At 68.0% G+C, this 23,705-nt stretch carries 24 protein-coding genes; 9 read left to right on the forward strand and 15 right to left on the reverse strand.

The window, feature by feature from the left end:
* Positions 1–209 precede the first annotated feature (209 nt).
* The 6 genes from AB0H28_RS14065 (at position 210) to AB0H28_RS14090 (ending at position 6,595) form a co-directional block, all read left to right on the forward strand.
* The gene (locus AB0H28_RS14065) at positions 210–1,523 is read left to right on the forward strand and encodes a DUF4365 domain-containing protein (protein ID WP_358038706.1); all 1,314 of its coding nucleotides are present in this window, start codon (positions 210–212) and stop codon (positions 1,521–1,523) included.
* The gene (locus AB0H28_RS14070) at positions 1,520–2,971 is read left to right on the forward strand and encodes a hypothetical protein (RefSeq protein ID WP_358038709.1); all 1,452 of its coding nucleotides are present in this window, start codon (positions 1,520–1,522) and stop codon (positions 2,969–2,971) included. The genes AB0H28_RS14065 and AB0H28_RS14070 overlap by 4 nt, the downstream gene beginning before the upstream one ends.
* Before the next feature lie 400 nt (positions 2,972–3,371).
* A complete protein-coding gene (locus AB0H28_RS14075) occupies positions 3,372–3,920 on the forward strand; it encodes an AAA family ATPase (protein ID WP_358038712.1) in 549 nt (182 codons plus the stop codon).
* Between the two features lie 413 nt (positions 3,921–4,333).
* Complete coding sequence (locus tag AB0H28_RS14080) at positions 4,334–4,864, forward strand: 8-oxo-dGTP diphosphatase (protein ID WP_358038715.1); 531 nt, start codon at positions 4,334–4,336, stop codon at positions 4,862–4,864.
* 138 nt (positions 4,865–5,002) lie between these two features.
* Positions 5,003–5,824: a sugar phosphate nucleotidyltransferase gene (locus tag AB0H28_RS14085; protein ID WP_358038718.1), complete on the forward strand. Its 822-nt coding sequence runs from the start codon at positions 5,003–5,005 to the stop codon at positions 5,822–5,824.
* 321 nt (positions 5,825–6,145) lie between these two features.
* On the forward strand, positions 6,146–6,595 hold the full coding sequence (locus AB0H28_RS14090; protein ID WP_358038720.1) for an NUDIX hydrolase: 450 nt from the start codon (positions 6,146–6,148) through the stop codon (positions 6,593–6,595).
* On the opposite strand, the gene AB0H28_RS14095 is transcribed toward AB0H28_RS14090, so the two are convergent.
* The 9 genes from AB0H28_RS14095 to AB0H28_RS14135 all read right to left on the reverse strand — a co-directional run bounded on the left by AB0H28_RS14095 (position 6,596) and on the right by AB0H28_RS14135 (position 14,345).
* Positions 6,596–6,907 (reverse strand): hypothetical protein, encoded by a 312-nt coding sequence (locus AB0H28_RS14095; protein ID WP_358038723.1) that lies wholly within the window; start codon positions 6,905–6,907, stop codon positions 6,596–6,598. It abuts the gene before it with no gap.
* Between the two features lie 2 nt (positions 6,908–6,909).
* Entirely contained in the window at positions 6,910–7,779 is an 870-nt protein-coding gene (locus AB0H28_RS14100; protein WP_358038726.1) for a carbon-nitrogen hydrolase family protein, read from the reverse strand.
* Between the two features lie 34 nt (positions 7,780–7,813).
* The gene (locus AB0H28_RS14105) at positions 7,814–8,383 is read right to left on the reverse strand and encodes a nucleotidyltransferase family protein (RefSeq protein ID WP_358038729.1); all 570 of its coding nucleotides are present in this window, start codon (positions 8,381–8,383) and stop codon (positions 7,814–7,816) included.
* A gap of 43 nt (positions 8,384–8,426) precedes the next feature.
* Entirely contained in the window at positions 8,427–8,882 is a 456-nt protein-coding gene (locus AB0H28_RS14110; RefSeq protein WP_358038732.1) for a hypothetical protein, read from the reverse strand.
* Positions 8,872–10,218 (reverse strand): MFS transporter, encoded by a 1,347-nt coding sequence (locus tag AB0H28_RS14115; protein ID WP_358038735.1) that lies wholly within the window; start codon positions 10,216–10,218, stop codon positions 8,872–8,874. Before AB0H28_RS14115 ends, AB0H28_RS14110 begins: the two co-directional genes overlap by 11 nt.
* Positions 10,209–11,120 (reverse strand): hypothetical protein, encoded by a 912-nt coding sequence (locus AB0H28_RS14120; RefSeq protein WP_358038739.1) that lies wholly within the window; start codon positions 11,118–11,120, stop codon positions 10,209–10,211. The genes AB0H28_RS14115 and AB0H28_RS14120 overlap by 10 nt, the downstream gene beginning before the upstream one ends.
* Positions 11,117–11,698 carry a kinase gene (locus AB0H28_RS14125; RefSeq protein ID WP_358038742.1) on the reverse strand — a complete coding sequence of 194 codons (582 nt, stop codon included), beginning with the start codon at positions 11,696–11,698 and terminating at the stop codon, positions 11,117–11,119. Before AB0H28_RS14125 ends, AB0H28_RS14120 begins: the two co-directional genes overlap by 4 nt.
* Positions 11,695–13,713, reverse strand: a complete 2,019-nt coding sequence (locus AB0H28_RS14130; RefSeq protein WP_358038745.1) for an ATP-binding cassette domain-containing protein — start codon at positions 13,711–13,713, stop codon at positions 11,695–11,697. Before AB0H28_RS14130 ends, AB0H28_RS14125 begins: the two co-directional genes overlap by 4 nt.
* 71 nt (positions 13,714–13,784) lie before the next feature.
* The gene (locus AB0H28_RS14135; RefSeq protein ID WP_358039043.1) at positions 13,785–14,345 is read right to left on the reverse strand and encodes an NUDIX hydrolase; all 561 of its coding nucleotides are present in this window, start codon (positions 14,343–14,345) and stop codon (positions 13,785–13,787) included.
* A gap of 147 nt (positions 14,346–14,492) precedes the next feature.
* Here AB0H28_RS14135 and AB0H28_RS14140 point away from each other — a divergent pair, with 147 nt between their 5' ends.
* From AB0H28_RS14140 to AB0H28_RS14150, 3 genes are all read left to right on the forward strand, one after another.
* Entirely contained in the window at positions 14,493–15,791 is a 1,299-nt protein-coding gene (locus AB0H28_RS14140) for a helix-turn-helix transcriptional regulator (protein WP_358038748.1), read from the forward strand.
* Positions 15,788–16,453 (forward strand): 2'-5' RNA ligase family protein, encoded by a 666-nt coding sequence (locus AB0H28_RS14145; RefSeq protein WP_358038751.1) that lies wholly within the window; start codon positions 15,788–15,790, stop codon positions 16,451–16,453. The genes AB0H28_RS14140 and AB0H28_RS14145 overlap by 4 nt, the downstream gene beginning before the upstream one ends.
* A 244-nt stretch (positions 16,454–16,697) precedes the next feature.
* A complete protein-coding gene (locus tag AB0H28_RS14150) occupies positions 16,698–17,249 on the forward strand; it encodes an NUDIX domain-containing protein (protein ID WP_358038754.1) in 552 nt (183 codons plus the stop codon).
* 53 nt (positions 17,250–17,302) lie between these two features.
* Here AB0H28_RS14150 and AB0H28_RS14155 read toward each other — a convergent pair whose 3' ends face one another.
* The 6 genes from AB0H28_RS14155 to AB0H28_RS14180 form a co-directional block, all read right to left on the reverse strand.
* The gene (locus tag AB0H28_RS14155; protein WP_358038756.1) at positions 17,303–18,340 is read right to left on the reverse strand and encodes a methyltransferase domain-containing protein; all 1,038 of its coding nucleotides are present in this window, start codon (positions 18,338–18,340) and stop codon (positions 17,303–17,305) included.
* Positions 18,341–18,432: 92 nt separating this feature from the next.
* Complete coding sequence (locus AB0H28_RS14160) at positions 18,433–19,824, reverse strand: UDP-glucose/GDP-mannose dehydrogenase family protein (protein WP_358038759.1); 1,392 nt, start codon at positions 19,822–19,824, stop codon at positions 18,433–18,435.
* A gap of 136 nt (positions 19,825–19,960) precedes the next feature.
* A complete protein-coding gene (locus AB0H28_RS14165; RefSeq protein ID WP_358038762.1) occupies positions 19,961–20,758 on the reverse strand; it encodes an HAD family hydrolase in 798 nt (265 codons plus the stop codon).
* 44 nt (positions 20,759–20,802) lie between these two features.
* The gene (locus tag AB0H28_RS14170) at positions 20,803–21,882 is read right to left on the reverse strand and encodes a glycosyltransferase (RefSeq protein ID WP_358038765.1); all 1,080 of its coding nucleotides are present in this window, start codon (positions 21,880–21,882) and stop codon (positions 20,803–20,805) included.
* A 108-nt stretch (positions 21,883–21,990) separates the two neighbouring features.
* Complete coding sequence (locus AB0H28_RS14175; RefSeq protein ID WP_358038768.1) at positions 21,991–22,980, reverse strand: phosphotransferase; 990 nt, start codon at positions 22,978–22,980, stop codon at positions 21,991–21,993.
* A 50-nt stretch (positions 22,981–23,030) separates the two neighbouring features.
* On the reverse strand, positions 23,031–23,705 hold the full coding sequence (locus AB0H28_RS14180) for a thymidylate kinase (protein WP_358038771.1): 675 nt from the start codon (positions 23,703–23,705) through the stop codon (positions 23,031–23,033).

Consider the following 23,705-nt stretch of genomic DNA (forward strand, 5'->3'; position numbering starts at 1 on the left):
GCCCGATCAGGGGCGTGGTCTGACGCATGCGGGGTCCGCTGCCGCATCCGCTGGAATTGTCGGTGGGCCTGCCTATGCTGACTTGAGCCACAGCTCGACAGCGAAGGACCAGCGCATGGCGCGGAACAACCCAGTACAGCGGCATCGACCTGTCAGACGCGGGCGGGCCGCGGCACAGTCACTCGCCCTACAGCTGGGCTCGTGATCGGATGCCGAAGCGTAGCGTTCAGCAGCGGGCTGGATACCGGGGCGAGGCCTTCGTCGACAAGGCCGTCTCCGACGCTGGCCACGTGTGGAACGACAGTCGGCGTGACTTCGCGATTGACGGCCAGATCGAGTTCGTGGACACCGATCGGGAAGTTACTGGAGTTGCCGTTCTAGCCCAGGTAAAGGCTACAGAAGCCGGGTTTCCGGGCGAGACGCCAACTCATTTTAGGTTCCCGTGCAAGGCCGACCACATCGACTACTGGTGTCGGCTGGGCAGACCAGTCGTGCTGATCTGCGTGGACCTTCGTAGCCAGCAGGCGTGGTGGAAGCGCGTAGACACGTGGTTCGCCGACCCCGAGCGCAGGGCGCGCCGCGTCGTCCACTTCGACAAGTCGGCGGATCGGTTCGATCCAGACGCCTTTAGCGAGATGTCGGCCCTGGGCGTGCCGATAGGGGAGCAACTCCCGCGGCTAGAGGGCAGCGAGCGGTTGGTCTCGAACCTGCTCACTGTCGTGGGGTTCGCTCCACTTGTCTACGAGGCGTCGACGCCGTGTCGTGACCGGGGCGAAGCCTGGGAACGGATGCGCTCGAACGGCAACAAGTTCGAGGGCGGCTTCCACCTGGCCGCCGGGCGAATCTTCTCATTGTGCCGACTGGACGAGGGCCCGCTGGCTATCCTGTGCGACGGCCCGGTGACCTCCATCCCGACCGAGACCTGGGCGAGCACCGAGGATCCCGACCTGCAGCGCCGCTTCGTGTCCCTGTTGAACTTCACCTTGCGAGCGGCGCACCACCCTGAGCTGGTCTGGCATCTCAAGAAGAAGGTCGTCTACATGCAGGCCCCACCCGACCGCTCCAACCGACGAATTAAGGGCCGCTATCGGGGCAGCCGTGGGCGCAGCTTCTTCACCCCCTATTTCGGAAAGGACGACGAAAAGAAGATCAGCTTCTGTCGTCACTACGCCGCCGGCTTGTACTTCCGCCGCTGGGGCGAGCAGTGGTACTTGGAGATTAACCCCACCTACCACTTCACCATCGACGGCTGGCGCGATTCTCTGTACGACTCCGAATACGTCAAGAAGATCAAGCGCATGGAGCGCAACAACGCTGTCTACCAGCTCGTGCGCGCCTGGGCCGACTATCTGCAAGGCGAGGATACCCTGTTCAGCCGCCGAGACGAGCGCATCCGGTTCGGCCAGCTCCTCGAGCTGGACTGCGACGCCACGATCGACGAGACGGTCTGGATTCCACAGGAGCCGGTCCCGAAGCCGAGCGTGCACGGGCTGACAAAAGGGCTGTGGGAGTTGCCACGATGAGGGCGCACGTGCTTCACGAGCCGGAGCTGGAGTTTCGCGCCGGGAACCGGCACATCGACCCGCGTTACGGCATCAGTGTCTTTGGCCCGGCCGATGCCGACTCCCCGGCCGCGCCGCACCAGATCCCGGTCGCCCTGGTCGGCCCCGCCCAGGCCATCGATGGCATCCGGAGTTGGTTACAGCGCTGCCAGAATCAAATTGACGCCAAAGACACGAAGCCCGGGCAGGAGAATCTCCACCAGCCTTTTCCCGGTTTCAGCATCAATGCGCAGTTTGGCGCCGAGCTCATCTTCGATGACTCCCTTGTCCGCGAGATCCCCGAGCGCCAGCTGCGCCGCCTGGCCCGCGCCGACGTCATCTCCGCAACCGCTGATGCGGTCGAGATCTACGCTGATGCCGCCCGATCGCTCGTCGAGACTGGACGCTGCCGGGTCGTGATCTGCGCCCGTCCGGATGAGCTCAACGACAGGGAAAACCCCCCGCCGTCGGTCGAAGGCGCAGCCGAACACGAGGATGAGCAGGACGAGCGTGGGACCGGAGGCGACTTTCATGATCTGCTCAAAGCCACCGCACTCACGCTGCCGGCGCCCTTGCAGCTGATGCGCAGAGAGACCTGGACCGGGGTTCGCGCCAGGACCGGCGGGCAGGCCGCCCGGCCCTTACAGGACGAAGCCACGAGGGCCTGGAACTTACACACGGCCCTGTACTACAAGGCCGGCGGGACACCCTGGCGCATGCAGCGCCACAGCTCAGACCTCGCCACCTGCTACGTCGGTGTCAGCTTCTACCGCACCCAAAGCGGCCAGGAGCTCCACACCGCCGTCGCCCAGGTATTCAACGAGCGCGGCGACGGCGTCGTTGTACGCGGCGGCACCGCGCAGATCTCCAAGAGCGACCGGCAGCCCCACCTGGCGCTCTCCGACGCCCGCCGGCTGCTGATCGACGCGCTGGCCGAGTACCGCAGCACCCACGGCCACCAGCCCGCGCGCATCGCGGTGCACAAGACCTCGAATTTCACCCCCGGGGAGATTGATGGCTTCCATGAAGCCGCCGACCAGCGCGACATCGACCACGTCGACATGCTGTGGATCCAGCGACGCGGTGCCCCACACCTATACCGCGCTGGGCAACTTCCACCCCTGCGGGGTACCACCGTTCAGATGAATGCGCGCACGCTGCTGCTGTACACCCGCGGATCGGTGCCCTACTTCCGTACCTACCCCGGCATGTACGTCCCGCAGCCGCTGTTAATCCGGTCAGCATCGCCAGGTACCGATCTGCTAGCGGCCGGCGCCGACATACTCGCCCTATCCAAGATGAACTGGAACAACGCCCAACTCGACGAACGCGACCCGCTCACCCTGCGCACCGCCTACAGGGTCGGCTCGATCCTCAAGCATGTTCCGAGCAACGCTCGAATTGCAACGCGTTACGCCTACTACATGTAAAGCTACAGGATGCGGGACACCCGAATTGCCTGATGGGTCATCCTCAGAGCCCTGTGCCATGTGCCGCAGGCATTGCCGATTAATTTCATCGGCCTGTTCCGGCGCAAGGCGCAGAGATAACGCCAATCGACATCGGGGGGAAGCGAGTCGCGGCTGGGCTCGTCGGCAGTCCGCCATCCGAGCAATGCCCGTCATGATAGCTCAACTGTGAGGGCCTGCTGGTGACGCCCCGCTGCGGTTGTCAGCCTGCGGCAGGGGCTCCGATGCTGCAGCGCTCGCCCGCGGACCTCCTCAGGTCCGGCGGCGAACCGTCGGACCTGACGTCGATCGTTGAATGATCGAGTAGCGGACTCTTGGGTGAACGACGGTCGAGTTTCGTCACGGGTCAGAGGGGGCTGGCATGAGAATCGTATGGCTGAACGGCGCGTTCGGTGCCGGCAAGACGACGCTGGCGAAGCGGCTGCTCGCCGATGATGCCCGGCTGTTGCTGTTCGATGCCGAACTGCCGGGTTACATGCTCCGCGAGATCGTCCCTCTGCCGCCGAGCGGCGATTTTCAAGACCTTCGGATCTGGCGGCGCAGTGTGGCGGATACGGCCGTAGCACTGCTGCAGGAGTACCACACGACCCTCGTGGTCCCGATGACCGTCGTCGTGCCGCAGTATCTGGACGAGATCTTCCTCGCTTTGCGCGCCGCGGGCGCATCCGTTGATCACTTCTTCCTGAACACGCCGGTGGAGGTGCTCCGGCAGCGGATCGAGGAGCAGTCCATCTGGCCGGGAGATCAGGGCCGGGACGCTGAGGTCCGTGCGTGGCGCCTAGCGCAGATCCAGCGATGCGTCGCCGCGGTGCCTCAGCTGTCAGCGCAGACCATGCTGCTGGATGGTGAGCTATCAGTCGACGAACTGGCCGGGCGGGTGCGGGCGCGATTGGCGGAGCCGGCGACCTGACTCGATCAATGAGAGGCTCGTCCATGGACCGTCTGATCGCTGCGGCTGTCCCGGGAAACGGTTTCGTGTCTGCGCGAGGCGCGCTCCTGGCGTGCGAGGCACGCCCCGGTTGGGCGCTACGCGCTCGCGGTGAACACTCCGCCGAGTGCGCTGGCAAGTCCGGAGACGATGAGCACCCTTTCGAGGGGCGTCGCCGCAGTAACGGGCTGCACGGCCGCCCAAGCGACCATGCTGCCGCCGGTGACGCCGGCAACGAAGGCTGAGGCGACCATCCCGCCACGGTCCGGAGGCGCAATCGTCGCGCGCCAGGTGCGGCTGCTCTCGCACCTGTTGCTGGGGGCCACCCGAAAGGCGGTCGACACACCCATCTTCACCGCGCTGCCGTCGCCGGAGCAGGCACCTAGGGTGAGGGGATGCTGTCCATCCTCGCGACGCTCGGCTACGTCCTGCATCCCGACGGCATGCGGGTGCTGTTGATTCGACGGGACAAGCGTCCCGATGACGTGCACTTCGGCTACCACAACGGGCTGGGCGGGAAGGTCGAGCCGGACGAGGACGTGATCGCGGGAATGCGCCGGGAGATCCGGGAGGAGAGCGGCTTGAAGTGTCACGAGGTGCAGCTCGCCGGAACGATATCTTGGCCCGGGTTTGGCCGCAGCGGCGAGAACTGGTTCGGGTTCCTGTTCCGCATCCCCAACTGGACAGGACTGCTACGGGCGGAGTGCCCGGAGGGCACCCTGATCTGGGCCGAGATCGATGACGTGCTCGCCGGGCGGGTGCCGATGTGGGAGAGCGATCGACACTTCCTGCCGTTGGTCTTCGGCCGCCAGCCTCGCGTCTTTCATGGCGTGATGCCCTTCGCCGACGGCAAAGCCACGAGCTGGTCCTACAGCCTCACCGACGGCCTCAATGACCAGTCGAGGACGGCGACGCGGGTCCCTTGATGACGGCGCATCAGCGCGTGGTGTCGTTCTTCTACTTCCCCGGATCGGACTCGGACGACGCATAGACTGCAGCCGTCTGCCTGGCTCGCTGTCGCCACCCCCTGACGGCCGGTGCGACCCGAATGAAGGGGTGAGCGCGTGAGGGCCGTCATCGCTGTCGCCGGCACGGGCAGTCGCTTCTTCCCGATCGGCAAGACGATCAACAAGTGCATGCTGCCGATTCTCAACCAGCCAGTCGTCGCCTACGCGGTCGCTGACTGCGTCGCCGCCGGCGCTCACGAGATCGCGATCGTCACCGCCCCCGGCGAGATCGGCCGCCAGGTGCGTCACTACTTCACCGAAGACCACGACCTGATGGACTACTTCGCCGCCCGCGGCTGGCAGGCAAAGTACGCATCCCTCGCCGACCTCCACGGCCAGGCCGACTTCACGTTCATCGAACAACCACGCGACGACCGGTACGGCACCGCTCTGCCCGCCATCGTCGCCAGCGACTTCATCGCCGGCGACGATTTCCTCCTCGTCGCCGGAGACGACCTTCTGCTTCGCAATGACGGCGGGTCCGACTTGGCCGACCTCGCCGTTGCCCGGGCCGCCGCCGGGGTGCCGGCCGCGCTCGCCGCGGCCACGGTGTCCGGGGTTGAAGCCCATCGCTACGGCATCCTGCACCCGCGAGCAGCGGAAGGCCTTCAACTACTGGATCAGCTGCTGGAGAAGCCTGACCGCTACGGCGAGCCGACCGCGTACATCAACATCAGCCGCACTTTGCTACCCGCCGAGGCCGTGGCCTACTTCCAGGCGCTGGCCCCGGCGCCGAGCGGCGAGTACCAGGCCACTGACGCCGTGATCGCCTTCGCGCGTGACAACGAGGTGCTGATCCACCCCGTCACCGGTGAGTACCACGACTGCGGCAACCCCTCGGGTTGGCTCGCGGCCAACAACGCCGCGGCTCTGGCGTAGGGCCTGGCCACGTCGGGTCTCACGGACGCCCCCGGCGGCGAGTCCGGCGGCTCTGCGCCGACGCTGGCCAGTGCCCCGTGGCCCGTGATCCTCTGCGCCCGAAAGGCGTCCTTAATCGGATCCGATCATGGTGTCCGAAGGACACGAGGTGCAGCGCGACCTCGACGCTGCGCCTTCCTCGATAGGTGCGGCTGCCTGCGAGGTTGAAGGACTACCGATTGTCACGCCGATCCATCGGATGTTTCTGCAATTGTATGGCGCGCGGTGACATCCCTCCGCGGTCAGACGGACGTGTCCAGCTGGCGCAGGGATGATGTGACAGTGACGGATCGTCGGCGAGCCGCAGCGGTGATCATCCGCGACGGCCGGGTGTTGATGGTGCGCGAGCGCGGTCTCGGGCCGTCGGGTCGCCACGATGGCCAGGAGTATTGGACGCTTCCTGGGGGCGGTATTGGCCCTGGCGAGACTGCGGAGGACGCGGTCCGGCGTGAGGTTGCCGAGGAGGTGGGGCTGCGGGCTGTGGCGGTGCATTACCTGTTCGAGGTGCCGTACCCGTCGGGCTTGACGGCGTGCTTCGCGGTCGACGTAGCCGCCGGTGAACCGACCCTCGGTACGGACGAGTCGGCGTGTGACTGCCCGGCGATGGTGGGTGTGGACTGGGTGCCGCTGCCGTGGCTGCCCACCGAGACGTCGGGACTCGCCGTGCCGACGATGCTGGTCGTCTGTGGCCCGCCGGTGGTGGAGCCCGAGGCGATCCCGCGGGTGCCGTAGCTAGGTGATCCGCCAGCCGCTGTTCCAGCAGGGGAACTTCGTGGTGAAGATGTCGACGTCGAGGTTCAGGTTGTGGGCGGCGGGCGCGAACAGCGCCGCGTACTCCGCGTCTGGGGAGAACAGGGTCCAGCGGTGCCGTCGGGCGTCGAGCACGAAGAGCAGCCCCCAGTGTGCCGTGTCGGTGGCGGCGAGTTCCTTCAGTTGCTTGCGCAGGCCGACCGGAAGGTGAGCGTGGCCGATGCGACCATGGCCGACGATCATCAGTGGGAACTGAGGCTGGCCGCGGAGCAGGCGGCGGATGTTCGGTGCCACTGTCATCTCCCGGTGCGGTCGTGGCTGCGCGGATCGTCCACGCGCTGTTGTCGGTAGATGGTGCCGTCGCGGGCGGTGGCGCGCCAGGGGCGGGCGTGGTGCACGGCGACGCGCAGCTCTGGTGCGTCGCGGTCGAGGGTGGCGCAGACCAGGCCGGTGGTGCCATCGGGGGCGCACTGGGCGAGCCAGCCGCCGTGCGGGCCGACAATCCCGGCGGGCATCGCGGTGCTGCATTGCGCGGGCACCGAGACGCTCACCCACTGGCTCATGGTGGCGGCGTGACCTTGGGCCATCACGGCGAACATCGGGTCTTCGGAGAAGGTAGAGAACAGGACGCAGTCCACACCCCGGTGCAGGTAGTCGAGGAACAATTCCGGGAAGTTGATCTCGACGCAGAGTGCCAGACCCAGCTTGAATCCCGCGAGGTTGAGGACGGTTGGTGTGAAGCCGGGGGTGTAGAAGCGGCTGATCTCGGTGTGGGAGAGGTAGCGCTTGTCGTAGCGGTCGACGATGCGTCCCTGGTCGGAGATTACGTACAGGCTGTTGTGTGGTCGGTGCTGGCCGCTGAGTCGGTGGTTGCTGCCCAGGATCACCCAAAGGCCGAGCTCACCCGCGAGCGCGGCCGTCTCGTCCAACTCCCGCCTCAGCACTGTCCAGTCGACGTCCCAACCGGCGAAGTGGTCCTTGGCCTGTCCGGCGTAGCCGGACAGGGCGCCTTCGGGGAACTGCACCAGGTGGGCGCCCTGCTGGTGCGCGCGTCGCATGAACGTACGGATTGCGGCGCCGTTGAGCGCGGCGTCGCAGGTGACCAGCGGCTGGGCGGCAGCGATCATGAGAGTCGACGAGTCGTCCACTCGGCGGGCCTCGGGCATTCGGGGTGAGCCTCCTGGGGTCGATCGTGGGTGGTCAGGTGAGGACTCGGACTCGGCGCCACCGGTGGGCGGGGCGTTGCCGTGCTAGTCGTTGCGCGGACACGGCCAGGCTGACTCGGGTCGGATTGCGGCGCCAGATGCCGTCGAGGAGGTGATCGAGTCCGTGTGGTGCGCAGACAGCGATGCGCCCGTCGGCGTCGAGACGGATCGCGACGGCGGTGGTGTATTCGGGCCAGGTCGCGACCGCGTCGGCGATGCTGCCGAGTGCGGGGACGGGGTCGCCTCCGAATCGGGCGGGGTACCAGGTGTACACGGCGGCCTGGTTCTTCGCCTCCCAGGGCGGTCCGGGCCACATCGCCGTCAGACGCCCGGTGGCGTGCTCGTCGTTGGCCCGGGTCAGGTCGGCGGGGTCGAAGAACGCCACGTCGATGTCCCGGGTCCGGAGGAAGTCGAAGCCGTGCCCGTAGCGTTGGTCCCAGACGAGATCCCTGAGGACACCAGCGCCGATCCAGGCGTCCGGCAGGCCCGAGTCCCGCACGGTGCGCAGCGCCCGCATCAGCGGCTGACTCGCGCCAACCAGAGCGCGTAACTCGTCGTCACGCATTTCCTGTCCGCCTTCCGTCAGGTTGAGGGTGATCGAGGCCAGGTCAGCTGCGGGGGTGTGGCATCCAGGTGGCCTTCGGCAGTTGTGGCTGCGTGCTGGCTTGGACGTCTCCGGACAGCTGCGCGGCGTCCGGGTGTGGTGGCGCGGTGTGGGTGTGCTGCTGGTGGAGGCGGTGTGCGAGGTAGTCGCTCAGCGAGGTCGCGTGTGGCACGTCCGGGTCGGTGGTGGCGCCGCAGGGGATGTAGTGGGTGTGCCGTAGTGGGGCCACGAACTCGGGCAGGGGCGCGCCGGCTTGCAGGCCGGTGGTGATCGCCGTGGACAGCGCTTCGGTGAGGCCGGCCAGGGTGGAGCCGTGTTTACCGACGCGCAGCTCGACGTGAGTGAGGGAGCCGAACGAGGTGGCCGTGGTGAGGCGTCCGGTGGTGCCGTCCAGTACGAAGTCGGTCGTGGTGCCGGTGTAGCGGCGGGGCGCTCGCCGCTGCGGGGTGTCATCGCTCATCTGCGTTCTTCCTGGGTGTGGTGACGGCGGCGGGCAGGCGGGTGCTCGCGCCGGGTCTGTAGGGCGGGCTGTTCCGGGTCGCTTTCCACGGCAGGAACGCGGCGCTGGTGAGGGTGAGGGCGGCGGTAGCCGTGAGGGCGGTGCGGGGGCCGGTTACGGCGGCGAGGACGCCGGCCGCGGCGATGACGATCGGTTGGGTGAGTTTGCTGGTGATGGACCAGGCGGTCAGGACGCGGGACAGGCAGTGCTCGCTGGTGTGGTTGATCCGGTAGGCGGCGAAGGTGGGATTGAACGTTCCCGCGGCGAACAGCAGGAGTGTGTCGGCGAGGGTGATGATGATCAGGCCGGGTGTGCCGGGCGGGGCGAGGGGGATGAATCCCATCCAGAGTGTGCGGGCGACGCCGGTGGTGAGCAGGACCGTGCGCAGGCCGTATCGGGTGGTGAGCGGGCCGGCGGTGAGGGAGCCGAGGATCCCGCCGAGGCAGGGCAGTCCGAGGGCCAGGCCGTACTGCCAGGGCGCCAGGTGCAGGTCGCGGAGCATGAACACCGCGATGATGGGCGTGCTGGCCGTGATGGCGCCGCCGAAGATGATGGCGTTGACGAACAGGGCACGCAGGCCCGCGTGGTGAAGGATGTGCCGCCATCCCTCGATGGCTTCCCGGCTCCGGCTCGGGGTGGGTTGCCGCGCCGGTGGCGGCGGTTCGGGGGTGCGGAGGCGGCGGATCCCGAGCGCGGATGCCAGGAAGGTCGCGGCGTCGACGGTGACGGACGCGGTGGCGCCGAGCCAGGACACGAGGACACCGCCGATGGGTGAGCCGAGGCTGTTCGCCGTCCACTGGGAGGTCTCGAATCGGCTGTTGGCGGTGACACGCTGTTCGACGGTGACCAGGTGTGTCAGGTGGGCGCCGCTGGCGGCGTTGAACACGATGGTGCCGGCGGTCTGTATGACGGCGACGACGCACACGTGCGCGTACGTCAGGGCGTCGAGCGCGGCGGCGATGCAGACGCTTGCCAGGGCGGCGAAGCGCAGCAGGTCGGCGCCGATCATCACAGGCCGTTTACGCCGGAACTCCACCCAAGGGCCCAGGGGTAGGACGATGACCGCCGCAGCGAGGCCGGAGATCACCGCGAGCAGCGAGATCTGCAGAGCCGATGCGTCCAGCAGCAGGATCGCGACCAGCGGCAGCGCGCCCGCCCCGACAGCAGATCCCGTTTGGCTCACGGAGTAGGCGCCCCACAGGCGGTGGAAGTCAGCGCTCAGCTGGGGAGGTGCTGGTGAGCTCGCCGTGGGGCTGCGGTGGGCCCGAGTACTGGCGATCGTCCGGTTCAAGCCCATCGCATCAGCGCCTGAACGTCGTGGCGTGCCTGGCTGAGGAGCTGTCGCAGGTACGCGAGCTTGGAGGTGGCCGGATCAGCGGCCGGCAAGCTGGTGTGCAGGCGGATCTCTCGACAGGTCAGCAACAACCGGTTGACCTGAAAGGCGGTGTCGATGCCAGCGGTCTGTACGCGTGCGGTGATCGCGGCGGTGATGGTCGGGCTGGCCGCGGCGCTGACGAGGTGCAGGAGCGCGAGGTCGTAGCCGGGCAGGTAGCTTCCGGTGTGCTCGAGGTCGACGAGGGCGCAGTGCCCGCCGTCAAGGAGAAGGTTCGCTGGTAGGGCGTCGCCGTGGGCGGTTACCCGCGCCGGGCCGAGCTGGTCGACGAGGGCGTGCAGGGCGAATCGGTCGGCGTCGTCGAGGAGCCCGCTGGCGTGCTCGGCGTCGATGCGGCCGTGGTAGTCGACAGGTTGCGGCAGCGCCGGCGTTGGCGCCCAATGGGCGAAGGCGTCGAGTGTGTCGAGGACCTGCTGTGCCGTGCGGGCGTGGACGTCGCGGGTGAGGTGACGCGCGTCGTGCAGACGCTGTCCGGGGAGCTGCGTCAGGACGGTGAGCCGCTCGTCAGAGCACACCAGCCGAGGCACACGCACCGATGGCGGCTGGTCGGCGAGCCGCTCGTAGGTGCGTAGTTCGTGGTCGCGGCGGCCGACCCAGTACGGGTCGTCGGTGGTCAGCAGCTTGGCGATCACCGGCTGGCCGTTGCGGTGTCCGGTGGCGACGAGGGCTTTGTCGGTGCGGTGCACGACCCGGCCGATGCCCACCCGGGCGGAGCCGGCGCGGGCGATCAGCGCCGCGAACGCCTCGTCAGCCCCGCCCACCGGAGTGTTCGCGCCGCCGACGGGCGTCATCTGGCGCCGGTTCACGGGGCGGCCGGAAGGATGTCGGTGTCGCGGCCGGTCAGTGGCAGGCCGGCGGCGGTGGCGATGCGCTCGACCGCTTGCTCCAGGGTGGTGGTCTCGGGCAGGACGAGTTCGTCGGGCCAGCCGAGGACATCGCGCGGGGTGTACCAGCTGCGCAGGTGGTCTGGCGACACCTCCGCCGCCATGGGACGCGTGTCGTGGCGTCGCAGGGTCTCGGGCAGCGACACGTCGAGGTAGACGAACAGCGTCCGCCCGCGGTGCGCGTCGCGCAGCTCGGTGAGCATGCTCCGGTACCGAGCGGCATGCATGAGCCCTTCCAGGATCACGTGGTAGCCGTGGTCGAGGCAGAAGCGGACGTTCTGCGCGATGAGTGCGGGCGCGAGGCCTCGGGGCTTGTCGCGTTCTCTGAGCAGGATCCGTCGGAGGTGATCTTGGCCGACCAGGGCGCAGCCGCGGCCGTGCCGGTAACGCAGCGTCCGGGCGAGGGTGCTCTTCCCGGCGCCGCTGTTCCCGCGAAGGCAGATCAAAATCGTCTCATTGGTGCCGGTGGAAGGTACGCCGTCCACGGCGGAACTGCTCATCGGACCACCTGATGCTGGCCCTGCCGCGGGAGCTGGCTCTCCTCGTCGGGATTGGTGACCTGGTGCGGGCATGTGATTCCACTTTCGTAGCCGGAGGCTTGAAGGGTGAACAGCTCGGCGTAGCGTCCGCCGGCGGTCATGAGGTCGCGGTGGGTGCCGGCTTCGACGAGGCGGCCGTGGTGCAGGACGTAGATGCGGTCGGCGTGGCGGACGTTGGCCAACCGGTGGGTGATTAGGATCGTGATCGCGTGGCCTTGCCGGTCGCGGATGGCTTGGAACAGGGCGTCCTCGGCGCGGGGGTCGAGGGCGGAGGACGGCTCGTCCATGATGAGCACGTCGGCTTCTCGGAGGAATCCGCGGGCGGCGGTGATGCGTTGCCACTGCCCGCCGGAGAGGTCTTGGCCGCCGGCGAAGGTCCGGTCGAGCAGCGTCTCGTATCCGTGCGGAAGCTCGCTGATCATGTCGTGGGCGACGGCCCGGCCGGCGGCGGCGGCGATGCGGGTCTGATCGGCGGTGGTGGTGACGTCGCCGATGGCGATGTTCGTGGCGGCCGTGAACGGCCACTTGTGGTACTCCTGCGTCACGACTGCGATGCGGGCCCGCAGCTCATCGACGTCCCAGTCGTCGCCGGGTTGGTCGTTGTAGCGGATCGTGCCGGCGGTGGGGGCGCGCAGGGTGGCGATCATGGTGGCGAGGGTGGACTTCCCGGAGCCGTTCTCCCCGACGAATGCCACCGTCTCGCCCGCTGCGATGGTCAGGGCGACGTGGTCGACGGCGGCGGTGTCGCGGTCGGGGTAGCGCAGGCTGACCGAGTCGACGGTGATGCTGCGCAGCCGCTGCGGCGCCGGACCGTGTGCAGCTTGGCCTTGCGGCGTGCCAAGGGGCGTGGGTAGGTAGTCGGCGGCGCGGGTCATGAAGCCTTGGTAGTCGCGGAAGTGCTGTCCTTCGGTGTAGACGCGGTCGATCTGAAAGGTGACCACGGCCAGGGAGCGTTGCGCGGTCTGCACGGCGATGACGCAGGTCGCGGCGGCGGCGAGAGGGATCTGCCCGTCGACGAGCAGCAGGCCGAGCAGGACGTACACCGCGGTGGTGGCGATCCCGCCGATCACCGCGCCGACGGTGGTGGTCGTGGTGACCCGCTTCGCGAGGGCGAGTTGAATGCGGGTTTCCACGCCCATCACCCGGTCGTACTGGTTGAGCAGGAACTGCCGCAGACTGTAGGAGCGCAGTTCGGGGGCGGAGTCCCGTTCGGCCATCAGCCGGTGCAGCAACCACAACCGGCGCCGCCGCACCGATCCCGCAGCGTAGGTCTGGTAGCGCAGATGCCCCGCGCGCAGCGACGCCCACCCGTTCGGCACCGTCGCGACCAACAAAGCGAGCAGCAGCAGCGGGTGGACCACCACCACGGCGACCGCGACGGCCACGACGCCGGCGAGCCCGGCGAGCAGGTTCATCGCCGCCTGCACCAGCCCGGTGGTGGAGTCCGCGCCCCGGGATGCCCGCTCCATGTCGTCGGCGAACGCGTCCGCGTCGAACGCTTCCAGCTGCACGGCGGTCGTCACCTCGAACAGGCCCCGTTCCACCTCCCGGTCCACCTTCGGAGTCAGCCCGTTCTGCGCGTACCCCATGGCAGTGGCCATCGCGGCGCGCAGCGCGGTCACCGCCGCCAACGCCGCCAGGGCGGGCAACGCCGCGCGGACCTTGTCCCCAGTGGGTCCGCCGGCGAATAGCTCCACCAGGACCCGCTGGGTGGCGAGCAGCCCGAACGCCGCCATCACGCCCGCGCCGAGCGTCGTGGCCGCCACGACCGATGTCCGCGGCCGGTCCGCGCGCCAGCTCACCACCAGGGCGGCCCGGACCAGACGGGGTAGCTCGGTGAACACCGCGAACAGGCCGGCCTGCGCCCGGGCGCGCATGCCGGTCTCCCACCACATCTCCCGCAGCTCCGGCAACACCGAGTCGACCGGCGACGCGGGCTCGGATGATGCGGGATCGGAACGGTTGGTTTCGGGCACGACGGATCCTCCCAACGACGGGCTGGCAAGTCGGCGATCGAGCGAGCGAGGCGGCGGTGCGGCAGGTCGCGTCAGGAGACCGGTACGCCGTCTTCGAGGTAGCGGGTCACACCGTCACCCCGCGCCTGCAGGCATTCGGCGACGCGGCGGGCCAGCAACGGCTGCAACCTCGCCCGCGCCTGCGGCGGGTCGGACCACGCCCACCCCTTTAACTCGGCGGGCGGCACGACGATGCGCTGCGCCCGCACCGCGTCCAGGGCACCACCGTCGAAGACGAGCATCACGCCGTCGGTGCGGCCGTCGCCGGCCGGCACCCAGTCCACGACAAGCAGCCGACCCGGCGTCAGGTCCAAGCCGAGTTCCTCGCGGCATTCCCGCACGACTGCCTGCCACGGCGACTCGCCGTCCTCGACGCACCCCCCGGGAATCTCCCACCACGCCTGATACGCCGGCTCGACCAGCAGAACCCGATCCTGCGGATCGGTGATCAGCAGCCCCGCAGCCATCCGCTTGCGCGGCAGACCGACGGTGAAATCGTGGGGGTCGGAGGGCATGCAGGCACGGTAGAACCCTGGCAGCCCGACACGCCCGCAGCGGCGCGCGCCGACAATGTCGGGCTTCTCCGACAGCACCTCCGACAACCGCCACCTTGACCACGGCGGCCACTACCTCGCGGCGTGAACGCGCCGCCCGGGGCTCCGCGGCCCGCCTGGAAAATGTCACAGCCGGTCGCTACGGTCACCGCTTACCGTGACCGCTCGACTCGGGGGTGATGGCCGATGGGCGACAGCGACGAGATCATCACCGCGCGCCGCGCGCTCGGCCGGCACCTCGCGCACCTGCGTAAGACGGCCGATCTCACGCAGCACGGCCTCGCCCCGCTTGTGCGCTACGCCCGCAGCTCGATCGCCAGCACCGAGACCGGCCTGCAGTACCCCGACCGGATGTTCTGGCGACGCTGCGACACCGCCCTGCGGACAGGCGGAGCACTTGTCGCCGAGTACGACCGCATCGCCGAGCTGGACCTACACCGTCAGCGCAGCCAGCTTGACGCGGGCGATACCGCAGCAACCGGCGGTGAGGCTCTGTGGGAGCCCGAGCAGCACATCGCCGCGCGCCGAGCGGCCCTAACCGCCGCAAACGAGGACGCGCGGCTGACTCACCTGGAGGACGAGATCCGACAAGCGATCACCGACAATGAACGACTTCCACCGGCCACGCTGGTGGGCCGGCTGCGTCCGCTGCGCGTCGGCGTCGACGAGTTGATGGCCGCCCGGCATCACCCCCCGCAGCGGGCCCGGCTCTATACGGTCGCCGCGCATCTGTCCGGGCTGCTCGCCGTCCTTGCTCTGGACCTTCGGGCTTTCGGCGTCGCACGCGCCTACGCCGCCGAGGCGTTTGAGCTCGCTGACGCCGCCGAGCAACCCGATGTGCGGGCGTGGGCTCGCGCCACTCAGAGCCTGATCGCCTACTACAGCGGGGACCCTCGCGACGCTCTCAACTACGCCGACGACGGCCTGCGGCACTCCGGCACGAGTGCGCACCGCATCCGCCTGCTCGTCAACGGGCAGGCCCGCGCGCTCGCCTGCGTCGGTGACCGCTACGGCGTCGACCGCGCCGTCGACCACGCCTTCGCCCTGCTGGCGGGGCAGCCGGCGGCCGAGCAGGTCAGCACCAGTCTGACCCTCGGCCCATACTGCCTGGCCCGCGCCGCCGCCAACGCGGCCACCGCCTACCTCACCATCGGCCGCACCGCCGAGGTGATCGACCACCTCGCTACCCCGATTGCCGCCTTCGACGCTGCGCAGCTGCGCGGTCCGCAGGCGCTCAGTCGCCTCGACCTGGCCACCGCCCACCTGCACGCTGGGAACCTCGATCACGCCGCTGACTTGGCTGTGGAGGCGCTCACCCTGGCCGCCGACTGCCGCTTCGAATCGGTGCGGCAGCGCGCCCGACAGTTTCTTGGCGCTGCGCGCCCCTTCGGCCGCCACCCCCAGTTGCTCTACGTCACTGACCTGCTCAATGAGTACACGCCGACCAGCAGCGCACCCCGCTCGGGCCTACGATCCCCGGCATGAGCAGTCGGGAAGCGCGCAGCCTGCAGCACCGCTGGACCGCCTACCACCACCTGCCCACCCTGACCGAGCACTGGTACTGGCGCCCAGGCTGGCGGCCCGACCGCCAGTTCTATACCTGGCACCTCACCTTCAAACACCAACCCGACCTTCACCAGTTCGTGACTGAGCTCCAGGACCGGCTGGCGCTGCCCGGCCTGGACCTGGTGCCCCTCGACTGCCTGCACCTGACCATGCAAGGCGTCGGTTTCGTCGACGAGGTGTCCGACAGCGACATCGACGCGGTCGTCGCCGAAGCCCGTCGACGGTGCGCCGACCTTGCGCCGCTGCGGTTGTCTCTTGGGCCCGTCGACCCCGACGCCGAAGGCATCGGCCTGCTCGTGACGCCCTGGCAACCGGTTGAACAGCTCCGCGACCGCATCCGCGCCGCGATCGGCGCCGTATGGCCGAGCGTGCCCGAACCCGCTGACGGGTTCCGACCGCACGTCACCATCGCCTACAGCAGGAAGGCAACATCCACCGCGCCGATCCGCGAACGCCTGGCCGAACTCCGCAGCCTGCCCGCTGCCACCGCGACGATCCACACGGCATCACTGATCGCGCTGCGCCGAGAGCATCACACCTACCGATGGTCATCGGTGGCCACGCTCACCCTCGGTGCATAGCAGCAGAGGACGCGGGCAAGCGAGACCACGATCGGCGCGAGCGTCGGTGGCCTGACACAGATGTGGCAACGACCACCCGGGCGTCCTGGGAGCGAGGCACGCCTACCGTGCTAACGCTCGCCTGTAGCGTATGAATGCCGGGAACGACACGCACCTAAGGAAGCTGCCGGCGTCCGGCGTTCCCACTCTCGGCTGAGCAAGCGATTTGGTAGAGCTTGCTCTGCAGCTGCGACGGAGACTGATGATGACGATCAGCAACTCAGGCATCCTGTGGACACTGTCGGCCTACCTCGAGTTCCATCGCCACGAAGCCGCAGCGCTGTCGGCGCCGATGCAGCTACTGACCGAGGGCGCGGACTGTGCCTCGCGGCTCCACTTCCCCGTGCACGTGACTGTCGGTGCGCTCCTTGTGCGCGGCGGAACGGAGGTCCTTCTTGTTGATCACCTCGCGTACGGGCTCCTGCTGCAGCCCGGCGGGCACCTCGAGCCGACCGATGCCACGCTGATCGACGCGGCGGTGCGGGAGCTGGTGGAGGAGACCGGAGTTGATCCCGCCGGTATTGTTCCGACCTCACCGCTACCGGCGTACGTCGAGTACGGGCCGGTGCCAGCGCGGCCGGACAAGGGCGAACCGGAACACTTCCATCTCGATATCGGGTACGCCTTCTCAACCACGTCCGCCGACGTCGGGTCGATCCAGGAGTCGGAGGTGCGAGGCGCCGCCTGGTATCCGCTGGCCGAGGCGCAGCGGCTTGTCGGTCACCGCGTCACCCGGGCAGTGAGCACGCCCGGGTGACGTGCGTGACCGGGTCACGGGCTGGCTTGGGTCGATCCGATGGTCGTCAGGGGTCACGTCCCGGTGGCAGCGGTGATGCGTAGGTCCCAGCCGGGCAGGTCTTCCCCGTGGTAGGGCACAAGCCTCACGTCGAACCATGAGGCGTCAGGCCGTCCTGCCTGCTCCCACCGCCCGAGCCAGCTCCGTAGCGCGGTCAGGGATGGGGAGTTGGCGGTGTCGGCGAGGATGGTGCCGTCGCCCAGGATCACGGCGGCGGAGGTGGCGCTGGTGTGCCCGATGCCGCGCTGCCCGTCGCCCAGGGAGGCGAGGCTGCGGTGTGGCCCGCCGGCGATGACGGAGTAGGCCGACCAGGACTGCCAGTCCAGCGGCGGGCCGTGGTAGGTCTCGCTGTGGCGGGGGTCAAGCAACAGGCTGAGGGCGTCGCGGGCGCCGGTGTGGTGCGGGTCGTGCTCGCGCCAGCCGATGGATATCCATGCCGGGTGGGGGTGCTCGATGTGGTGGTCTACCCAGCGGCCGGGGATGGTGATGGCGTCGTCGACGGCTGCGGTGGTGGATTGGGCGTAGCCGGTGCCGAGGGTGGCCATCTCGACGCGCGGTTGTCCTTCGTTCAGGGTGATGGTCGTGATCAGGGTGGTGGAGGGCTGTTCGGCGATGGGTAGGGTGGCGACGAGCCTCCCGTTCGCGCTTAGTTGGTCTATCCACGATCGGGGTAGCCGTGGTGGTGTGCACCAGGCGACGATGCGTTGGTAGGCGGCGTGTGGCGGGTAGCCGGCCAGGCCGTCGGCGCTGTGGCAGGTGATGGTGCTCAGGCCGCGTTGACGGTGCAGGCGGGTTGCCCATTCGACCAGGTGGTCACTGATGTCGACGCTTGTTACTCGCCCTGAGCGCCCGGCTTGGGCGGCGAGCAGCGCGCCGGAGTATCCCGTGCCGGTGCCTATCTCCAGCACGTTGTCTCCGTCGCTGATCTGAAGGGCGAGCACGTCGCGGTGGATGGCTTCCGGCGCGGACCGGTGCAGGGTTTCGCCGCGCTCCGCGTTGTGGATGTAGTGCTGCTCGGGAACGCTGCCGAGTAGCGAATCGGCGGCGGTCACAGGACTCCTTCCGTAGCAGGCGAGTTGCCGTCCGGGCTTGAGAGCCGGGATCAGCGCCCGATCGATGGCGGTGTTTTGTGGATCGTGAGCAGCTACGGCTGCCTGCGCGGAGGGAGGGCTGGGGAGTTCATGGTGAGGTATCGGTAGCCGATTTCGGTGAGCCTGTCGGCGTCGAGGCAGTGTCGTCCGTCGAGGACGAGTGGTGAGCGCATGGTGGGGGCGAATTTGGCCCAGTCGAGGTCGCGGTAGTGCGTCCATTCGGTGGCGACCACGATGGCGTCGGCGTCGTCGAACACGTCGTCGACTCCGTCGGCGAGGTGCGCGGCGAGGGTGGGTTGTTCGCGGCGGAAGCGGTCGGCGGCGACGGGGTCGTGCAGGGTGATGCGGGCGCCGCGTTCGAGGAGCAGGTTCGCGATGTCGATGGCGGGTGAGTCGCGCAGGTCGTCGGTGTCGGGCTTGAACGCGAGGCCGAGGATGCCGATCTTTCGGCCTTTGATGATGTGGAGTTCGTCGAGGAGCCGGTCGACGACCTTGGTGCGCTGGCGGTGGTTGACATCGCGGGCGGCGGTGACGATCGGCGTAGCGAGGTGGTACTCGCTGGCGGTGGCGATAAGCGCGGCGGTGTCTTTGCCGAAGCAGGATCCGCCCCAGCCGATGCCGGGGTTGAGGAAGCGGGGGCCGATGCGGGCGTCGAGGCCGGTGCCGCGGGCGACTTCGCGGACGTCGGCGCCGACCTTGCCGGCTATCGCGGCGATCTCGTTGATATAGCTGATCTTGAGGGCGAGGAAGGCGTTGGCCGCGTACTTGATCAGCTCCGCTGAGGCCAGGTCGGTGGAGACCAGCGGCACGGCGCTCATGCCGGCGGGGCGGGGCAGCACGGTGGGCGGGGTGAAAGACTGGTTGAGGATGGGTCGGTAGAGCTGGTTGAGGACGTCCAGGCTCTTCTGGTTGTCGGAGCCGATGACGATGCGGTCCGGGTACAGGGTGTCGGCGAGCGCGGTGCCCTCGCGCAGGAACTCAGGGTTCGAGGCGACCGCGAACTGGCCGTCGGGGCGGTTGCCGTGGTGGTGTTCGTAGGCTTCGCGCAGGATCGCGTCGACCCAGTTGCCGGAGCCGATCGGCACGGTGGACTTGTTGACCACGACGGTGAAGCCGCCGCGCAGGTGCTCGGCGACGCTTTCGGCGGCGGATCGCAGGTACTGCAGGTCGGGGTTGCCGTTGTCGAGTTGCGGGGTCTGCACGGCGATGAACACGACGTCGGCGTCGGGCACGCCGACGGCGTAGTCGGTGGTGAAGCTCAGGTGCGAGGACGCCTGGTCGATGAGCGCTTCCAGGTGCGGCTCGTAGATCGGGCATTGGCCGGCGCGGAGAATGTCGATCTTGCGTTGGTCAAGGTCAATGCAGGTGATGTCGTGGCCCAGGAAGGCGAGGCTGACGCTGGTGGTGAGACCGACGTATCCGGTCCCGACGACACAAACCTTCATTGAGTATTTCCTCTCCACGGATTCTTGGTCGGTCAACGCCGTGGACCGATCCGGATGGTGATCGTCTTCTATTTTACAAGGGGCGAAACCACGCGGCAGGTTGTCGCCCCAACCTCGCTCCGCTTGGCTGACGCCCTCACAGTCGAAGTCTGCGTGCCGCTGAAGACGGGCATTCACATGCGACGTGATTCAGGGAACGAATGTGCGTCACTGTGGTTACGGTGTTCACGACTTCTTCGTCGCAGGATCCGGCCGGGCAGACGTGAGCGGCGTTCCAGCCACCGTTGCTGGCCAACTGTAGGTCCTGGGTGGTGCTGTCCCCTATCACAAGGCAGATACGAAGTTCGTCCCGAGCCAATTCACGCCCGATTGCGGACGCAAAAGCGGGGTGCGACTTGGCGGCGCCTACGTCGCCGGAGACCAGAATCCGATCAAAATAGTCTGCGAGCCCTGCCTTCGCTAGCTTCCGGCACTGGTGCGCCGGCATCCCGTTAGTGGCAAGCCAGAGTCGGTGGTTCTGACGGAGTTCGGCCAGCTTGGCTTGGGTGCCCGGCAGGGCGCGGATGAGGCGGTGGCGGAACGAACGGTAGCCTTCCGCTGCGGTTTTCGCCCTGGCCGGGTCGGCTCGGCGCGCATCGAGTATTGCGGACCAGACCTGGACCTCATGTTGCTGCAGCGACTCGATGACAGGCCCGGGGAGCCCTGTATTCTCGCGCGGTAGCCAGAGTGCCTCCCATCCGCTGACGTGAGCGAGCGAACCAGTGTGCCGGTGAGGGTGCGCCTTCCACATCTTTCTGATCAACTGCAGAGCCAGTTCGATTGTCTCGCCGTCGGTGGGTAAGGCGACCGTCGAAAGTGTCTGGGCGACTGACGTTTTCGCGGCCTGCATATCCTCAATCAAGGTGTCATCGAGATCAATGATTATAGTCTTCATGGCACACGTCCGAGTTCGGGCGAAGAATCCTGAGACTGTTGGGCTCAGCCGGGGGGCAACGAGGGGAGAACTCGACTGAAGGCTTCTTCCCAGACGAGGAGCACCTTTGTGTAGTCGCTAGCGCCAGCGAATTCTTTCGCCGCCTGCGCCATGCATTTCAGCCGGGTCGGGTCCGATCGCAGAGTGGTGATCCGCTCTACGAAGGTTCGGGCCACGACGGTGTCTGCTGGGTCTCCCTCGACCAGGCAGCCGGTGACGCCGTCGATGACCCGATCCGACAGAGCGCCGGCCGGCGAACAGACGATCACTGCGCCGGCGGCGGCGGCCTCCATAGCGGCGATGCAGCAGGTCTCCGGGTACGTAGTGGGGTACAGGTAGAACTCTGCAGTCAGCTGAAGGCGGATGAGGTCCGGTTTTGCTAGCCGGCCCAGGTAGTGCACGCCGTCGGATGCCATCGCCCTCGCGCGCTCATACAGCACTCCGGCTCGGCGCAAGTCTTCCTCGACTGTTATTCCTCGCAGGAGGTGACTCGAGGCAACGAACAGCTCTGCGTCCGGGTGCACCCGGCGAATGGAGGGCCACATGTCCAGCAGCGGTTCCAGGCCCCGCTTCGGGTTGGCGGCGTGCAGACATCGTCCTGGTACCTTGGGTGGCTGCTCGGCGTAGTCCGAGGTGTCCAAGCCGTCGGCTGTGACGACCCAGTCGGCATCTGGCGGGTAACCAAAGTCGTTGATGTACAGGTCGCGTTGGAAGTCCGAGAAGGCGATCAAGAGGTTGACGTCACCGGTGCCAACCTGGTTGATGAGGCTGTCGTTGGGCGTCTTTAGTCCGAGCTTCACCGCTCGTACTGGCGCATTGAACCGGCCCGGCTCCATCCTCTTAGTCCGGACCCAGAAAATGATCACGTCCCGGTAATCGTCCTCGGCGAGTTCCGTGAGGGGCAGCCACTGTACGCCGCGATCCTCAAGGCGTGGGCAGTCGGCGTACACCCGCACTTCATGGCCTCGCGCGGCGAGGCCGCGGGCGGACAGGATCATGCCTGTCTCGTTCCCGCCCACGCCTTTCGTCGTCAGGTCCGACGGCTGCACGGCCAGGTAGCCGGGGTGCACAATGTCGATTTTCATGGGGCTCCTGAACACGAATTCGGAAGCGAACTCCGCAGAGTGGCGGACCTTGCCCGCCGATCTGAGTTCGGTGAACGTCCGCGCGATCCGGGCTTGGGCCAGCAGGCCCTAGGCGTAAGGGTTGGAGGAACCGAAGAGCATGTCGACCCGTTCGTGCTGCCGGGTGAACTCGTCGCGGCGGCGGACTCGCTGCTTCCACAGGACGGCGAGCCACCGCAGAGCGCACGTGCGCTGGTTCGCCGCGAACTGCTTGCGGTGGGCGTCGGTGACCCCGAGGTCGGGCAGCACGTTCACCCACACCTCGTCGGGCACGTCGCGGGCGCTGATGTGCTCGATGTGGTCGGCGGCGTCGAACACCTGGTTGCTGTAGCCGGCGTACTCGAAGTCGACGCAGGCGGCCCCGTCGGAGGTCTGGAGCCAGTTGAGCATATTGGCGTCGCCGCGGGACAGCACCGGCTCGGCCCGCTCCATGATCACGTCGGCGTCACCGCTGCTGTGCCAGGCGGCGAGCAGCTGCTGCATGGCGGGTGCGAGTGGGTCGTCGGCCTGGTCCTCGAGCAGTTCCGGCCATGCCTGGGTCAGCCGGACCAAGTAGTGCTCACCGCTGTCGATGCGAGGTAACTCGGCCATCAGCCCAGACAGCGGGACCGCCTGCAGTTGCATGGTCGTGCAGGCAAGGCCGCGCAGGGCGTGCAGCCGATCCGCTGCCTCGATCAGCGGGGTGCCGTGAAGCACGGTCATGCCGATGGCTGGTTCGACTTCGGCCGGGTCGAGCCACAGCGGGACCGGGACAGTGCCAAGGTGCTGCGGCTCGAGGAGGTTCAGTGCCGCCCATTCGCGCTCGGCACGCCGCCGGTCCGTCTTGGTGTAGAACTTGATCACGATGTCATGGCCACCCGGCGACGTCCACCGGTAAAGATCGTTCTGCATGCCCCCGGAGAGCGGACGTACGCCGAGGCTAGCCAGGGAGTCGCTGAGGGCTTCGCCTCCGTGCTCACGGGCCTGCCGGAGTTCGGTAAGCAGCGTTTGGGGGGCCTCGTGGGATCGGGCAATCATGCTGTCTTCGGCTCCATGGTAATTGGGGTTGATGGACGGCACCGACCGTAGTAGCTGGGCGCGTGGCGGGTCTCGCGACGCCGCCGGTCGTGTCACGCCGCGGTGGCACGTTTCGCAGCGAAGGTCGGCAAGGTGGCCAGGTCGGCGAGCACCGCGTGATGTGCCTGTTGGGGATTGAGTCCTGTGACGTCGACTCGGTGCAGGTCGGGATCGGTTCGCGCGAGTTCGGCGTACGCATCGTGGACGAACCGGAGGAACGCCCGCTGCTCGGCGGTGTACGGATGGCCTTGCCGGAGTTCCGCGCGGGCGATGGCATCGTCGGCGGGCAGGTAGAGCCACACGGACCGGACGGCGGCGGGGCCGGCGAAGGTCCCGACGTTGCGCAGCCAGGTGATCGCGTCGGCACGGACGATGTGGTGGTGCTGCAGGAGCCGGGCGAGGCTGTAGGAGTAGAGGGTGTGGATCCCGCGGTCTTCGACGACGGTGCTGCCCTCGGCGAGGTGGCCGGCGATGTCGGTGGCGTAGGTGTCCGCCCGAATCGCCGCGCCGAGCAGGGTGTCGGTGACAACGTGTTCATGTCGGGAGAACGGATCACCGGAGTCGAACAACGTCAGCAGCGCCCGGCCGAGCGGATCGGCGGCGCGGGTCAGGTTGTCGGGCAGGTAGGTGACGGTCAGCCCCTGTTCGGTCAGGCAGTCGGCGAGCATGCCGGACTGGGTACTTTTCCCGGCGCCGGTCAGCCCTTCGAATCCGATGAGCATCCGCAT

Source organism: Micromonospora sp. NPDC050980 (assembly GCF_040653835.1).
In the GTDB taxonomy this organism is placed as follows: Bacteria; Actinomycetota; Actinomycetes; order Mycobacteriales; family Micromonosporaceae; genus Micromonospora.